The organism is Burkholderia sp. AU30198 (genome assembly GCF_020419825.1).
GTDB lineage: Bacteria > Pseudomonadota > Gammaproteobacteria > Burkholderiales > Burkholderiaceae > Burkholderia.
In genome coordinates this window covers 40872-56150 of sequence record NZ_JAIZSA010000026.1, presented here as the reverse complement: position 1 = coordinate 56150, position 15279 = coordinate 40872, and the positions used below count along the sequence as shown (strand labels likewise).

Annotated in this window: 12 protein-coding genes; 3 read left to right on the top strand and 9 right to left on the bottom strand. The window is 66.5% G+C overall.

From position 1 onward, the window contains the following. Positions 1-33 precede the first annotated feature (33 nt). From LGN19_RS36045 to LGN19_RS36030, 4 genes are all read right to left on the bottom strand, one after another. Positions 34-1014 (bottom strand): PDR/VanB family oxidoreductase, encoded by a 981-nt coding sequence (locus LGN19_RS36045; RefSeq protein WP_226219870.1) that lies wholly within the window; start codon positions 1012-1014, stop codon positions 34-36. 77 nt (positions 1015-1091) lie between these two features. Continuing rightward, positions 1092-2519, bottom strand: a complete 1428-nt coding sequence (locus tag LGN19_RS36040) for a gamma-aminobutyraldehyde dehydrogenase (protein WP_226219869.1) — start codon at positions 2517-2519, stop codon at positions 1092-1094. A gap of 44 nt (positions 2520-2563) precedes the next feature. Beyond that, complete coding sequence (locus LGN19_RS36035; RefSeq protein WP_122950199.1) at positions 2564-3493, bottom strand: 3-keto-5-aminohexanoate cleavage protein; 930 nt, start codon at positions 3491-3493, stop codon at positions 2564-2566. Between the two features lie 148 nt (positions 3494-3641). Continuing rightward, positions 3642-4784: an aromatic ring-hydroxylating oxygenase subunit alpha gene (locus LGN19_RS36030; RefSeq protein ID WP_226219868.1), complete on the bottom strand. Its 1143-nt coding sequence runs from the start codon at positions 4782-4784 to the stop codon at positions 3642-3644. A gap of 311 nt (positions 4785-5095) precedes the next feature. Here LGN19_RS36030 and choX point away from each other — a divergent pair, with 311 nt between their 5' ends. Further along, the gene (choX, locus tag LGN19_RS36025) at positions 5096-6043 is read left to right on the top strand and encodes a choline ABC transporter substrate-binding protein (RefSeq protein WP_226219867.1); all 948 of its coding nucleotides are present in this window, start codon (positions 5096-5098) and stop codon (positions 6041-6043) included. 323 nt (positions 6044-6366) lie between these two features. On the opposite strand, the gene LGN19_RS36020 is transcribed toward choX, so the two are convergent. Further along, positions 6367-9426: an FAD-binding and (Fe-S)-binding domain-containing protein gene (locus LGN19_RS36020; RefSeq protein ID WP_226219866.1), complete on the bottom strand. Its 3060-nt coding sequence runs from the start codon at positions 9424-9426 to the stop codon at positions 6367-6369. A 152-nt stretch (positions 9427-9578) separates the two neighbouring features. Between LGN19_RS36020 and LGN19_RS36015 the strand changes: the two genes are divergently transcribed. Then, positions 9579-10469, top strand: a complete 891-nt coding sequence (locus tag LGN19_RS36015) for a LysR substrate-binding domain-containing protein (RefSeq protein WP_122950203.1) — start codon at positions 9579-9581, stop codon at positions 10467-10469. A gap of 22 nt (positions 10470-10491) precedes the next feature. Here LGN19_RS36015 and LGN19_RS36010 read toward each other — a convergent pair whose 3' ends face one another. Further along, the gene (locus LGN19_RS36010; protein WP_226219865.1) at positions 10492-11343 is read right to left on the bottom strand and encodes a LysR substrate-binding domain-containing protein; all 852 of its coding nucleotides are present in this window, start codon (positions 11341-11343) and stop codon (positions 10492-10494) included. Between the two features lie 110 nt (positions 11344-11453). Here LGN19_RS36010 and LGN19_RS36005 point away from each other — a divergent pair, with 110 nt between their 5' ends. Further along, a complete protein-coding gene (locus LGN19_RS36005; RefSeq protein WP_226219864.1) occupies positions 11454-12101 on the top strand; it encodes a LysE family translocator in 648 nt (215 codons plus the stop codon). A 96-nt stretch (positions 12102-12197) separates the two neighbouring features. On the opposite strand, the gene LGN19_RS36000 is transcribed toward LGN19_RS36005, so the two are convergent. The 3 genes from LGN19_RS36000 to LGN19_RS35990 are packed head-to-tail and all read right to left on the bottom strand — an operon-like array spanning position 12198 to position 15207. Further along, positions 12198-13646: an APC family permease gene (locus LGN19_RS36000; RefSeq protein ID WP_226219863.1), complete on the bottom strand. Its 1449-nt coding sequence runs from the start codon at positions 13644-13646 to the stop codon at positions 12198-12200. Between the two features lie 12 nt (positions 13647-13658). Then, a complete protein-coding gene (locus LGN19_RS35995) occupies positions 13659-13937 on the bottom strand; it encodes a hypothetical protein (protein WP_226219862.1) in 279 nt (92 codons plus the stop codon). A 34-nt stretch (positions 13938-13971) separates the two neighbouring features. Further along, a complete protein-coding gene (locus tag LGN19_RS35990; protein WP_226219861.1) occupies positions 13972-15207 on the bottom strand; it encodes an SfnB family sulfur acquisition oxidoreductase in 1236 nt (411 codons plus the stop codon). Between the last annotated feature and the right edge of the window lie 72 nt (positions 15208-15279).

Sequence of the window (15279 nt, the reverse complement as noted above, 5' to 3'; positions counted from 1 at the left end):
GACGGGCGGTCGATCTCCGCCCGCCGGGAGTCATTACAGGTCCAGCACCAGTCGAGGCGATTTCGACCGGGAACAACACACCGCCATCACGTCGTTCGCGCGCTTCTCTTCATCGGTCAGGATGCAATCGCGGTGCTCCGGCACGCCGTCGACCACGTCGGTCAGGCATGCGCCGCACACGCCCTGTTCACAGACCGTGCTGATGTCGAATCCGGCCTGCTTCAACACCTGCAGCACGCTCTTGTCGGCGGGCACCTCCAGGTCCAGGCCGGCTTTGCACAGATGGATCCGGAACGCCGTGTTCTCGGCCGTGTCGACCGTCTCGGCCGCAAAACGCTCGAAATGCACGGTGCCCGCCGGCCAGTGCGATGCCGCGGCTTCCACCGCGTTCATCAGGCCGCCGGGGCCGCAGCAATAGAGATGGCGACCTTCGGTCACGTCGGACAGGAGCGACCGGACGTCGAGCCCCTTGCCCGGAACACCGCCGTCGAAATGCAGGTGGACGTGCGCCGCGAACGGCACATCGCGCCGCAGGAGATCGACGAACGCCGCGTCCTGCTCGCGCCGCGCGCAGTAGTGCAGCGCGAACGGCTGCCCTTCGCTGAACAGGCGATACGCCATCGACAGGATCGGCGTGATCCCGATGCCGCCAGCGATCAGCAGCGAGGACGTCGCGCCGGCCACCATCGGAAAATGGTTGAACGGCCCGCTGATCCGCATCTGCGCACCGACGCTCACCTGGTCATGGAGAAAGCGCGAGCCGCCACGGCTTGCCGGATCCTTCAGTACGGCGATCCGGTAGGTGTTCCGGACCCCGGCTTCTTCGTAAAGCGAATACTGTCGGGTGATGCCGTTTTCGAGGTGGATGGCCACATGCGCGCCCGGTTCGTAGGCCGGCAGGTCCGCATCGTCTTTCCTGGCCAGTTCGTAGCTGCGGATACCGTTGGCCTCGTCGGCCACCGCCCGCACGATCAGCACCTGCCGGTCCAGCGCACCGCTTTGATGTTGCATCATCGTTGCCTCTGCAGAGTGGATGCCGGGTAGTCGCCGGTCCGTCGACCTAGCGATACCCGCTCGCCGAAAATCGTCCGCTATACGTGTGCGATCTGTACGTGCCGCACCGTCGTGTAGTTCTCGAGTGCGTAGACGGACATGTCGCTCCCGTATCCGGAAGCCTTCATGCCGCCGTGCGGCATTTCGGCGGTGGCCACGCCATGCGCGTTGATCCACGTGATGCCGCAACGCAGGCGTGATGCGACCGTCATCGCCTTTCCCACATCGCGCGTCCAGATCGACGACGCCAGGCCATACGGGCTGTCGTTCGCGTGATGAATCGCCTGTTCCGCGCCGCTGAACCGCGTGATGGAAATGACCGGGCCGAACACCTCGCGCTGGACGATCTCGTCGTCCTGCCGTGCATGCGCGATGATCGTCGGCTCGTAGAAGTAGCCGCCGCCGGCGACTTCACGCCCCCCGGTCACGATCTCCACGTGGCGCAGGTCACGCGCGCGGTCCACGAAGCCGGCAATGCGACGGCGATGGCTTTCGGAGATCACCGGCCCCATTTCGGTACGCGAATCGTCCGGTGCGCCGAGCCGGATCGACGCGACCCGATTCGCCAGATCCGCGACGAAGGTGTCGTAGATCTTGTCCTCGACATAGAGCCGGCAAGGCTGCGCGCAGTCCTGCCCGGCATTGAAGAACGCCGCGCCGCGTATGCCTTCGACGGCCGCGTCCAGGTTCGCGTCGTCGAACACGATGACCGGCGCCTTCCCGCCCAGCTCCATGTGCGTATGCATCAGCTTGCGCGACGATGCCTCGAGAATCCGGCTCGCCGTTGCGGGGCCGCCGGTCAGCGACACGAGATCGAGCTGACGATGGTTGATCAGCGCATCGCCCGTCGTCGCGCCGCGGCCGACGACCACGTTGACGACACCGCGCGGAAAGATGTCAGCCGCGAGTTCCGCGACACGCAGCGACGTCAGCGGCGTGAGCTCCGACGGCTTCAGCACGACCGGACAACCGGCTGCCAGCGCCGGCGCCAGCTTCCACGCCGCCATCATCAGCGGATAGTTCCAAGGTGCGATCGATCCCACCACGCCGACGGCGTCGCGCCGGATCATCGACGTGAACCCGGCCACGTACTCGCCCGCGCTGGATGCCGACACGCACCGCGCCGCGCCGGCCATGAACCGAAACACGTCGACGGTCAACGGAAGCTCGTCCGCCTTCACCGCGTGCAACGGCTTGCCGCAGTTCAGCGATTCGAGCGCCGCGAACTCGTCCGCGCGTTCCTCGATCGCATCCGCCAGCGCGAGCAGGCCTGCCGCGCGCACGCCCGGCGGCGTCGCGGACCACGACGGGAATGCCGCGGCCGCCGCCGCGACGGCCGCATCGACCTGCTCGGCCGACGCGTCGCGCATCGTGACGACGGTGTCGCCCGTCGCCGGGTTGACGACCGGAAACGCTTCCCCGTCGCCCGCTACCCGCTCACCATTGATCAGGTTCATCGTTTGCATGACTAATCGACCTGTTTGAGATCCGGAAAGATGTTCGACCGCGGTCAGAACCCGACCTGGTCGCGGCCCTTCAGGCCCAGCCGCGCGCGCGCTTCGGCGGGCGTCGCGACCTTGAAGCCGAGTTCCTCGACGATGCGCCGGATCTTGCGCACTTGGTCGGCGTTCGACGCCGCCAGCTGGCCGCGATCGATGTACAGGTTGTCCTCGAGCCCGACGCGCACGTTCCCGCCCATGACGGCCGACTGCGTCGCGAATTTCATCTGGTTACGCCCGGCCGCGAGGACGGACCACTCGAAACCGTCGCCGAACAGGCGTTGCGCGATGCTGTGCAGATGGCTCAGGTTGTCCGTATCGGCCCCCATCCCGCCGAGGATCCCGAAGATCATCTGGATGAAGAACGGCGGCTTCAGCAGCCCCTGGTCGACGAAATACGCGAGGTTGTACAGGTGGCCGAGGTCGTAGCACTCGAACTCGAAACGCGTCCCGTGCGTCTCGCCGAGTTCGCGCAGCGTGTATTCGATGTCCTTGAACGTGTTCTTGAACACGAAATCGCGCGTCATGTCGAGGAACGCGGGCTCCCAGTCGTGCTGCCATTCGGCGTGTTTCTGCAGCATCGGGAAGATGCCGAAATTGAGCGACCCGCAGTTGAGCGACGCCATCTCGGGCTTCGCGACGAGTGCCGCTTCGAGACGCTGCTCGAGCGTCATGCCGAGGCCGCCGCCGGTCGACACGTTGATGATCGCGTCGCTGTTCGCCTTGATGACGGGCAGGAACTGCATGAACACTTTCGGGTCGGGCGTCGGCCGCCCGGTTTCCGGGTCACGCGCATGCAGATGGATGATCGATGCGCCGGCTTCGGCCGCCGCGATCGATTCCGCCGCGATCTGCGCGGGCGTGATGGGCAGGTGGGGCGACATGGTGGGCGTGTGGATGCCGCCCGTTACCGCGCACGTGATGATGATGCTGTTCGACATGGAGATGACCTTGATTCTGTGCAGGTTGGCCGGTGGCGCCGCCATCGCGTTCGCGTGTGCCGCGACACACCGGTGTTCGCAAGACGATTCGAGCGCGCCGCCATCGGTCCGGCGATGCGCCGGCGCGCGACGGCATGGCGCGAACGCGTTACTTCAGTGCATCCCGATAGGCCTTCAGCACCAGCCCGTGGAAGTGATGAAGCGCGTGCTCGCTCATGCCCGATTGCAGCGGATCGCTCACGATCCGGCCGCTTTCGAACGCGGGCGTGCTCATGCCGCGCTGCACGCTCTCGACCAGGTCGATGTCCTCCTGCTGCAGCACGTCGCGGATATAGTTGATCGCTTCGATCTCCTGTGGCGTCGGCTCGGCGGATTCGAAGTAGAAGTCGTAGGTCTCGATCGTGCGATCGGGCGCCACCGGGATGATGTTCAGCACGAGGAAATTCGCGCGGCCCGGATAGCGCAGCAGGCACGTGTTGGGCCAGACCCACCACACCGCGTGATCGTCGCAGGTCGCGCCTTCCACGCTGTAGGCCGTGTTGCCGGTATTTCCGCCTTTCGCCATGTGGCTCGAGTAGATCCCGTGCGTCGTCACCTTGTAGGTGTCGAACTGGAGCAGGCTCACGAAATCCTTGTGGGCGGTCGGGCAGTGGTAGCACTCGAGGAAGTTGTCGACGACGTTCTTCCAGTTCGACCGGATATCGAACTGCAGACGGCGCGCAAACGTCAGCGTGCCGACGTCCGGCGCGAACCGGTCGATCTCGGCTTTCAGCTCCCCGCTTTGCGACGCGAGCGATGCGGCAGCCGGGTCCATGTTCACGTACACGAACCCGCAGAATTCCTCGACCTGCACTTGCGACAGGCAGATCTCCTCTTTCCTGAAGTCGACCAGCGACTCCGTCATCGGCGCCTGGCGCAAGCCGCCATCGAGGTTGTAGCTCCACGCGTGATACGGGCACGTGATCACGCGTGCCTTGCCTTCGCCGGCAAGCAGGTGATGCGCGCGGTGCTTGCAGACGTTGTAGAACGCGCGCAGGCCGCCGGCCCGGTCGCGCACCACGGCGATGCTCCGGCCCGCCACGTCCGCCACGTAGTAGGCGCCCGGCTCGCGCACCTTTTCCGCATGACACACCCACTGCCACGACCGGCGGAAAACGGCGTCCATTTCCGCGTCAAAGTACTTCGGGTCCGTGTAGCACTTCGCATTCAGCGTCGACGAGGCGGCGACGTCCTTCGCATTGAATGCACGGCCGGCGATCTCGAGGTCCTGCTGCGCGAGACATTCGCTCATTGCATGCTCCTGAAAGGGGGACGGGATTTTCGATTCGGCAAGTTGCGCTTCGGTACTGAAGTTACGCATCGGCCATGGCCTTCGCAAACGATGAAAAAAAAGCCATTTGCCCCAAAAAAACTTTGGCTGGACCACCGCATGCGCGGCAGCGTCACGAGCCGGCCGATTTTCATAACTTGATGTCGCAATTGCCGGTTTCCCGTTGCGGCGGCTTCGCTAGCATGGTGTGCATGCGTGGTTCCACTTTTCACGCGTGAACCTGGGTGCCTTTCGAAACCCTTGCCCCCTCACCCCTTTCTCCCGGCCCGATCATGAAATCCAGAATGGCTCGCATGCTGACAACACTGGTCATCGCGTCGTCGCTGCCCGGCATGGCTTCCGCGCAAGACGACGCAGCGTGTCGACCGGTGCGGCTCTCGAACATCGGCTGGACCGACATCACGGTCACCACGGCACTCGCGTCGCTGCTGTTCGAGAGCCTCGGCTATCGTCCGACGACGACGCTGTCGTCCGTGCCGATCTCGTTCGCCGGACTGAAAAGCCGGCAGATCGACGTGTCGCTCGGCTACTGGTGGCCCATTCAGGACAAGCAGATCCAGCCGTTCCTCGATTCGCATGCGTTCGTCAAGCTCGAACCGCCGAACCTGTCCGGCGCGAAAGAAACGCTCGCCACGGTCGACTACGCGTACCAGGGCGGGCTCCGGTCGTTCGACGACATCGCGAAACATCGCGCCGAACTCGACGGCAAGATCTATGGCATCGAACCGGGCAGCAGCGCGAACGCCACGATTCAGCGGATGATCGACAACAACGAGCACGGCCTGCGCGGGTTCAAGCTCGTCGAATCGAGCGAAGCCGGCATGCTGGTCACCGTCCAGCGCGCGGTCCGCGAAAGGAAGTGGGTGGTATTCATCGGCTGGGCGCCGCACCCGATGAACATCCAGGTGCCGATCCAGTATCTCGCCGGTGGCGACGCGTCGTTCGGCCCGAACTATGGGGAAGCGAGGGTGTATACGCTGACGGCCAACGGCTTCGCGCAACGCTGTCCGAATGCCGGGCGGCTGGTCTCGAACCTGCGCTTTACGACCGACATGGAAAACCGCTTGATGCTCGACGTGATGAACAAGACGCGGCCGGACGACGCGGCAAGGGCGTACCTCCGGCAGCATCCCGACGTGCTGGATGGCTGGCTCGACGGTGTCACGAGTTTCGACGGGAGGAACGGGCTGGCTACCGTGCGGACGGCGCTCGGGCTATAGAGGGTGCGGGCGACCGACGTCGCCCGCTTCGCATACGGACACCGGAGAACACGATGGCCGATCGATGGAAGGGTTTCCTGCTCCGCCTGCCGGCGCTTGCGATTCATTGCGCAGCGCTGCTCGCCCGGCATCCGCTGGAGCGATGGTGCTCGATGGTGGACGATGCGAGGAACCGGCGATGAGGTGGCCGGCCGACGCGGGGCGGCGTCCGAAGCCGTGGCGAACGTTCCCCCTCCCGCAGACGCCGGAAAATCAAGGCCCGACGTGAATGCGCCGCCGGCCCGCAGCCGCATGCCGGCGACGCCGGACGACCCACCCGATCGTCACCCCGCGGCCCGCACGTGATCGAGCAGCGCCTGCAACGGGTGGCGCACCTGCTTCGATGACATCCGCTTCACCTGGCTGCGGCACGAATACCCGGTCGCCAGCGCCTCGCCTTCCGCGTCCGCCGCATCGACCTGCGCGGCCCACGACTGCGCATAGATCGTCTTCGACGTCTCGAGATTGCGCGCCTCGTGCCCGTAGGTGCCCGACATCCCGCAGCACCCGGTCGCCTGAACCTGCAAACGCAGCCCGCGTCGCGCGAACACCTGCGCCCATTGCTTGCCGCTGTCGGGTGCATTGGTCTTCTCGGTGCAGTGCGGCAGCAACCGGTACGACGCCGGCACGCCGCCAGCCCTCTCTGCCGTACCCGCTTCCGGCAGCGCGTGCAGCAGCCATTCCTGCGGCAGCGCGACCTTCGGCACATCGGCGAGCCCCGTCACCTTCAGGTATTCCTGCCGATACGTGAGCGTCATCGCCGGATCGAGGCCGACCAGCGAAACACCCGAGCGCGCCAGCGCGGCCAGTTGCGTCGCATTGCGGATCGCCGCCTGCTCGAACGCGCGCAGAAAGCCCTGCACGTGCAGCGCCTTGCCGTTCGGCGCGAGCGGCGCGAGCCACACCTGAAAGCCCGTGCGCGCCGCCAGCTCGATCAACGTCGCCAGTTGTTCGGTATCGAAATAGCGCGTGAACGTGTCCTGCACGATGACAACGCTGCGTGCGCGCTGCGCGTCGCTCAGCGCGGCGAGCGCCTGCGGGTCGGCCGGCTTCACGCGCCATTGACGAATCACGGCCGCGAGATCGAAGCGGCTCAGCAGCGGGCTGTCGACCATGCCGACATGCCGCTCCAGCACCGTGCGCACCCATCCCGAGCGCATCAGCCCGTTGTACAGCGCCGGCACCCGCGCCATCCACGGCATCGTGAATTCGAGCGAGCCGATCAGGTAATCGCGCAACGGCCGCAGGTAGCGCTGGTGATACAGCTCGAGGAAGCGCGAGCGGAACTCCGGCACGTTCACCTTCACCGGGCACTGCCCCGCACACGACTTGCACGCGAGGCACCCGGCCATCGCGTCGTACACCTCGTGCGAGAAGTCGGCTTCGCCGTTGCGCGCTGCGCGGCTGTTGCGCCAGCGCGTGGCAAGACCACTCAGGAACGGCTGCCGCGCGCGCGCCGCCGCGACGACGTCGACGCCGGCCTGACCTTGCAGGCGCAACCATTCGCGCATCAGCGACGCCCGCCCCTTCGGCGATTGCACGCGCTCGCGCGTCGCCTTCCACGACGGGCACATCGCGTCGTCCGGATCGAAGTTGTAGCACGCGCCGTTGCCGTTGCAGTGCATCGCGGTGCCGTAGCTCTGCCACACGCGCTCGTCGATCTGCCGGTCGTGATCGCCGCGCGTCGGCACTTCGTCGATCTTCAGCAGCCGCATCGTGGTGTCCGGCGGCGTCGCGATCTTGCCCGGGTTGAACTGGTTGTGCGGATCGAACGCGGCCTTCAGTTGCTGCAGCGACGGATACAGCTCGCCAAAAAACGCCGGCGCATATTCGGAGCGCACGCCCTTGCCGTGCTCGCCCCACAACAGGCCGCCGTGGCGCTGCGTGAGCTCGGCCACCGCATCCGACACGGGCCGCACCAACGCCGCCTGCTTCGGGTCCTTCATGTCGAGCGCCGGCCGCACGTGCAGCACGCCCGCATCGACGTGCCCGAACATCCCATATTGCAGCCCGTGGCCGTCGAGCAGCGCGCGGAATTCGGCGATGTACGCGGCGAGGTTCTCCGGCGGCACCGCGGTGTCCTCGACGAACGGCTGCGGGCGCGCCTCGCCCTGCACGTTGCCGAGCAGGCCGACCGCGCGCTTGCGCATCGCATACACGCGCTTCACCGCGTCGTCGCCGGCCGCGAGCGTGTGGCCCAGGCGCTCCACGCTCGTATCGTTGCGCAGATGGTCGACGAACGCGCGCACGCGCGCGTCGACGTCATCCGCGTCGTCGCCGCTGAATTCGATCAGGTTGATGCCGAGCGTCGGCCGAGCGTCGTCCTGCGGAAAATACTCGGCCACGCTGCTCCACACGAAGTCCTTCATCGCCAGCATCAGCACCTTCGAGTCGACCGTCTCGATCGACAGCGGCTCGAGCGCGAGCAGCGCGCGCGCGTCGCGCAGCGCGTCCATGAAGCCCGCGTAGCGCACGTTGACCAGCACCGAATACTTCGGGATCGGCAGCACGTTGAGCTTCGCCTCGACGACGAAGCCGAGCGAGCCTTCCGCGCCGCACAGCACGCTGTTCAGGTTGAAGCGGCCGTCGGGTTCGCGCAGGTGCGCGAGGTCATAGCCGGTCAGGCAGCGATTGAGCTTCGGAAACTTCGCCTCGATCAGCGCCGCCTTGTCGTCGCTGATGCGCCGCGCGGTACGGTAGACCTTGCCGATGCGGTCCTGGCGCGCGCAGCGGCGCTCCAGCTCGTCGCTCGCGAGCGCGTCGCTGTGCAGATGCTCGCCGCCCATCAGCACGAAATCGAGCTCGAGCACGTGGTCACGCGTCTTGCCGTACGTGCAGCTGCCCTGCCCGCTCGCGTCGGTGTTGATCATCCCGCCGACGGTCGCGCGGTTCGACGTCGACAGTTCCGGCGCGAAAAACAGCCCGTGCGGCTTCAGCGCCGCATTGAGCTGATCCTTGACGACGCCCGCCTGCACGCGCACCCAGCGCTGCTCGACGTCGATTTCGAGGATCCGGTTCATGTTGCGCGACAGGTCGACGACCACGCCGTCGGTCAGCGACTGCCCGTTGGTGCCCGTGCCGCCGCCGCGCGCGGCCACCGCGACGTCGCGATGCGCGGGCTCGGCGAGCAGCCGCGCCAGCAGCCGGACATCGTCCGCATGCGCGGGACAGATCACCGCTTGCGGCAGACGCTGGTAGATCGAGTTGTCGGTGGCCTGCACCGTCCGGTTCGCATGGTCGGCGCGGATTTCCCCGGCGAATCCGGCGGCCTGCAGCGCGGCGAGAAAGTCACGGTACGCATGCGCGGGCGGGCTGGCGGGACGGGGCAACGAGGCGATCGACATGGGGTAAAAGCGCAGTGTGGGTGGAGCCGGCCGGTTCGCGTGGCCGAAACATGATTTTTTAGCAAGTTTCCACGCGACCGGGAATTCCAGTATCTTTGGAACTTCCATGAGAAACAAACGAATTCTCATCCGGCGAATATTGCATAAAACTCATGAATTACCGTCGCCTCACCCCGTCGATGTCGCTGCTGCTCGTGTTCGAGGCCGCCGCGCGGCACGAAAGTTACACGCGCGCGGCCGAAGAGCTGTCGCTGAGCCAGAGCGCGATCAGCCGGCAAGTCCAGACGCTGGAGGACCAGCTCGGCGTGCCGCTGTTCCGGCGCGAGGGCCGCTCGGTCAAGCTGACCGAAGTCGGGCGGCGCTACTTCACCGAGCTGAGCGGCGCACTGGGGCGCATCCGCGGCGCGACGCTGCAGGCGATGTCCCACCAGGCGGGCGCCGGCACGCTGCGGCTCGCGACGCTGCCGACGTTCGGCTCGAAATGGCTGCTGCCGCACCTGCACGACTTCTACGCCGCGCATCCGGGCGTGACCGTGCACCTTCACTCGCGGATCGGCGCCATCGATTTCCTCAACGACGACCTCGATGCGGCCATTACCGTCGGCGCGGGCGACTGGCCGGGCCTGCACGCGCACCGGCTGTACAACGAGTTCCTGATCGCGATCGCGCCCCCGGAGACCGGCAGCCGCCGCAAGGCCGACGCGCATTCGCCGGCGTGGGCCGCGAAGCAGACGCTGCTCGGCGTGACGAGCAACCAGCAGGCGTGGGCGGAATGGTTCTCGCACTATCGTCTCGACCATCGCCAGATGCGCATCGGCCCGAGCTTCGAGCTGACGTCGCACCTGATCCAGGCCGTGCGGGCCGGCATGGGAATCGGGCTGGTGCCGAAAGTGCTGGTGGAAGACGAGCTGAGCCGCAACGAGCTCGTGTCGATCGGCGACGCGATCACCAGCCAGCGCAGCTACTATCTCGTCTACCCGCCGGGGAACGAGACGCTGCCGTCGCTCGTCGCGTTCCGCGAATGGCTGCTGAAGTCGTGCTGAAACGCGGCCGCCGGCGGGCCGCTCAGGTGCGCCATTCGCCGAGAATCTGCTCGGCCAGGTAGTCGCACGGCGGGCGCGCGGACTGCGCGCTGCGCGCGAGCACGACCTCCATTTCACCGAGCGGTGGCAGCCCGTGGCTTTCCGACAGCTGCACGAGATGATCCGGAACGCAGCAGCGCGCCAGCGGCGCAACCGCGAGCCCGGCCTCCACCATGCTGAGGAGGCCGAGGTGGCTCGGGCTTTCGTATGACATCCGGTACGGGATCTTCCGCCGGTTCAGCGCCTTGACCGCCCGATCGCGCGCCATGCTGCCGCCGTACGTGAAAAACGCCACCGGCAGCGGCCGTTCCTCCCATACGTTACGTTTCGACGACCCGGTCCAGACGAGCGGTTCGAGCCGGATCAGCTCGCCGGTCACACCCTTGATCCGCGTGAGGCAGGCGAGGTCGACCGTGTTGTCCTTCAGCATCGGCACCAGCGCGCTGCTCGGCTGGCCGATCACGCGCACTTCCACGCGCGGATGCATCGCGGCGAACTTGCCGAGCACCTGCGGCAGCAGCGACGAAATGTAATCGTCGGGCACGCCGATCGTCACGCGGCCGCGGATCTCCGGACGCACGACCGACGCCCATGCCTCGTCGCGCATCGCCAGCATCCGGCGGCCGTACTCGGCGAGCATCGTGCCGTCGTCGGTCGGCGTCACGTTGCGCGTATCGCGGATGAACAGCGGCTTGCCGAGCGCATCCTCCAGCGCCTTGATCTGCATGCTCACCGCCGACGGCGACCGGTGCACCACCTGCGCGCCCTGCGCGAACGATCCGGATTCGGCAACGGCCACCACCATCGCGAGTACATCGAGGTCGAGCTTTTTCATCGTCTTCAGAAAAACTGATCAATCAATTCAGTTTATCCCGTTTTACTGTTCCCCTCCACGGTCGGACAATGATTCCCGTCAGCCCTCACTCGTTGCAGGAATCATCAGATATGCACACCTCCGGATCGCTCTACGGATTTCTCGTCATCGGCGGCATGCTCGCGGTCACGCCCGGGCCGAACATGGTCTATGTGATGTCGCGCTCGATCGCGCAAGGACGCACGGCGGGGCTCATTTCACTCGGTGGCGTGATGATCGGGTACTTGTTCTACATGTTCGGCGCGGCGTTCGGCATCACGACGCTGTTCATGAGCGTGCCCTATGCGGGCAGCGGGCTGGCTGTCGTCGGCGCGGCGTACCTGTTTTATCTGGCGTGGCAGGCCGTCAGGCCCGGCGGCCGTTCGCCGTTCGAAGTGCAGGCGTTGCCGAGCGAGCGGCCGCTTCGGCTGCTCGCGATGGGCGCGACGACCAGCGTGCTGAACCCGAAGCTCGCGATGCTGTTCATTTCCTTGCTGCCGCAATTCATCGACTACGGGAACGGCAGCGTGCTCGGGCAATCGCTGTTTCTCGGTTCGCTGCTGATCGCCGCGTTCGCTTCCGCGAACGGGCTGGTGGCGATCTGTTCGAGCAGCATCGCGAAGTTCCTGCACGGGCGCCCGACGCTGCTGCTCGCACAGCGCTGGGCGATGGGGCTCATTCTGGGTGGACTCGGCGTGCAGATGGTGGTCGATGCGTCGAAGATGGCCGGGGTCGCGTAACGGCCGCGAGCGAGCCCCTGAAGCAGAGGCGGCTGGCCGGCCGGCAACGTCGCCGACCGGCCGGAACGCGAGCAACCCGCCGTCAGCACGGTACCGTCACTTCGTCAGCAGCTCGGCCTCCAGCTCGCGCAACCGCTCCGGAAACCGGACGCGCAGCACCAGGAACCACCCGAGCCCGATCGCCAGCAGCGCGACGAACACATAAGGCAGCCACGCATAGACGCCCGCCGGCACCGGATACACGCTGCCGGCCAGCGGAATCGCGAGCAGCACGACCGCAACGACGCTGATCGCCACGTGCCGTGCGCGCAGCCGGCGCTGCCGGCGCAGATAAAGCGGCGCGCCGATCGCCACCAGCACGTACGCAAGCAGCCAGCCATACGTCGCGATCGAGCTGAGATAGCCATACGAATCGAGCAACGCGGTGCCGCGCGCAGTGAACACCAGCGCCGTGGCCAGCGCCAGCACCGTGATCAGCGCCACCGCGACGTGCGGTGTCGCATTCCGCTCGTGCGCTTGGCCCGTCGACGCATGCAGCACGCCCTGCCGCCCGAACGTATAGACGATCCGCGCCGCCGCATTGATCGACGAGAAGAACGCCGCGAAGAAACTCAATGCCACGCCCGCGTCGATCAGCACGCCGACCCAGCCGGCCCCGAGCCGATGCGCGAGCACCGCGAGCGGGCCGTCGACCTGATCGAGCGACGGCGTCTGCCCGTGAAACGCGCTCACCATCCCGTACGCGCCGATCACGAACAGGATCGCCGGCCCGACGACGCTGATCAGCACCGCGCGCGGAATCGCGCGGAACGGGTCGCGCGCCTCGGCGCCGAGCACGGTCGCGCTTTCGAACCCCGTGAAGCTGAAAAACGCGAGCACCATGCCGAGCTGCAGCTGCGTCGGCTTCACGCCTTCGAGCGTCAATTGCGCGCGGTCGACCGGATGCCCGCCGAACGCGATCGTGCCGATCACGACGATGGCAATCAGCAGCAGCGTCGCGAGTTCGACGAACAGCGTGAAGCGCGTGGACAGCCGGATGTCGCGAAACGCGATGTACCACGCGGCGAACGCGGTGACGACCGTGAGCCCGAGCACCGCGCCGAGCGGCGTCGCGCTGCCGAGCAGCCCGGTCTCGCGGCCCAGCACGAGAAAGGTGTTGATCGTCCCCTCCAGGATGCCCGCGGCGGCCACCGCATACGCGATCAGCAGCGACCAGCCGCAGATCGCGCCCCAGACCGGCCCGATGCCGGCCGACACGTACGCATACAACGCACCCGGCGACGCCGAGTCGCGCGCGAACACCGAGATGCTCCACGACGCGAACAACAGCGCGACGATCGCGAACAGGTACGCGAGCCACGTGCCGTTGCCGGCCGTCGCGAAGACGGCGGGGATCAGCACGCCGATCCCGCCCGACACGCCGACGAGGCCGATCGATTGCGCGATCAGTTCAGGCAGGCTCAGGTAGTTGCGCCGCAGGCCGCTCGCCTGCGGCACGGCATGCTGCGCAGGCAGTGCCTGCGCGGTGCTTGCTGGATGACTCATCGATTTACCTCGTCAGGAATGAAGCGGCGCCGCGTGCGCCATATCGGCAGCGGTGGCGGCTGCCGGTGCAGACGCGCGAAAGCGCACGTGGTAGACGGCGTACACGCCGGGCACATCGGCAATGAACGGGCCGTCGAACAGCTCGCGCGTGAACGTCGTCGCGAACGCGAGCCGATACCGCTGGTGGGATAGCGACGTGATTGATCGCCCGAATACCGCCCCAAGCCTGCGGGCAGGCAACCCGGACCGTCGATCGATCGAGAAGGCGTTCAGCGCGATTTCCTTGCCCATGATTCGTTGCGGTGAATGCGCCGGCGCGAGCCGGTCAGTTCCAGGAATGGCGCGCGGGCTTCACGCCATTGAGGTAGTAGTTGCCGATCGCGTGATACTTCCACCGCACCGGGTCATGCAGCGTATGCACGCGTGCGTTGCGCCAGTGGCGGTCGAAGTTGTATTTCGCGAGCGTCGACTTGCTGCCGCCGAGCTCGAACAGCTTGCTCGCGGCCAGCAGCGACACCTCGGTCGTCGCGATCTTCGCCTCGCCGACCGCGATCGCGGCCTGCGCGACCGTTTCCTCGCTCGGCTCGCGCTTCGCCGCGTCGACGAAGCGTCCCGAGCGCGCGAGCAGCGCCTCGGCCGCGTGCACGCGGTACGCGATGTCGCCGATCTGCGCGACCGTCAGCGGATCCTCGCTCGCGCGTTCGACCCCGCTGTCGATCCACGGTCGCGCATGCTGCTGCACGAATGCGATCGTGTCCTGCAGCGCGGCGCGCGCGATGCCGAGGTCGATCGCGGCGGTCGTGATCTGCGCGAACGGGCCCGCGAAGGTCGGGCGGTCGTACGAACGCTGCGTGTGGAAGATTTCGAACGGGCTCACGCGCACGTTCTCGACGATCACCGTGCCGCTCGCGGTCGTGCGCTGCCCGAAGCCGCTCCAGTCGTCCACGACGGTCAGCCCCGGCGCACCCTGCCGCACGAACGCGAGCACGGCCTGGTCCGACTCGTCGAGCGCGAGCACCGGAATCCAGTGCGCGAACAGCGTGCCGGTCGAATAGAACTTGCGGCCGTTCAGCACGAACGCGTCGCCGTCGCGGCGCACACGCGTCTGGATATCGAGCACGTTCTTGCCGCCCGCTTCGGAGAACGCGTTCCCATAGCGCGTACCCTTCAGGACGAGGTCGAAGAAGAAGCGCTTCTGCGCATCGCTGCCTTCGAGGCGAATGTCCTCGATCAGGCAATAGTGGTTCTGCGGAATCTGGCCGAGCGACGGGTCCGCCTGCGAAACGATCGCGATCACTTCCGCGAGCGTCACGTTCGACACTTCCGCGCCGCCGTATTCGCGCGGCACGGTGATGCCCCACAGGCCGCTCGACGAGAACAGCTCGATCTCGTCGAACGGCAGCTTGCGCTCGCGGTCACGCAGCGCGGCGTGCTCGGCCAGTTGCGCCGCGACCTGGTGCGCGACGTCGAGTGCCTCGGCATCCGAGCCGATGACGGGAACGGGAGCGTGCGTGGCGCCCGCTTGCGATTGCACGTTTTCTTCGATGATTTCCGTAGACATGTCAATTCCGGCAAAGCTCATGAACCGGCCGGCGGTGTCGTGAAGCAACCGCCAACCTCCTGTTTCGATATC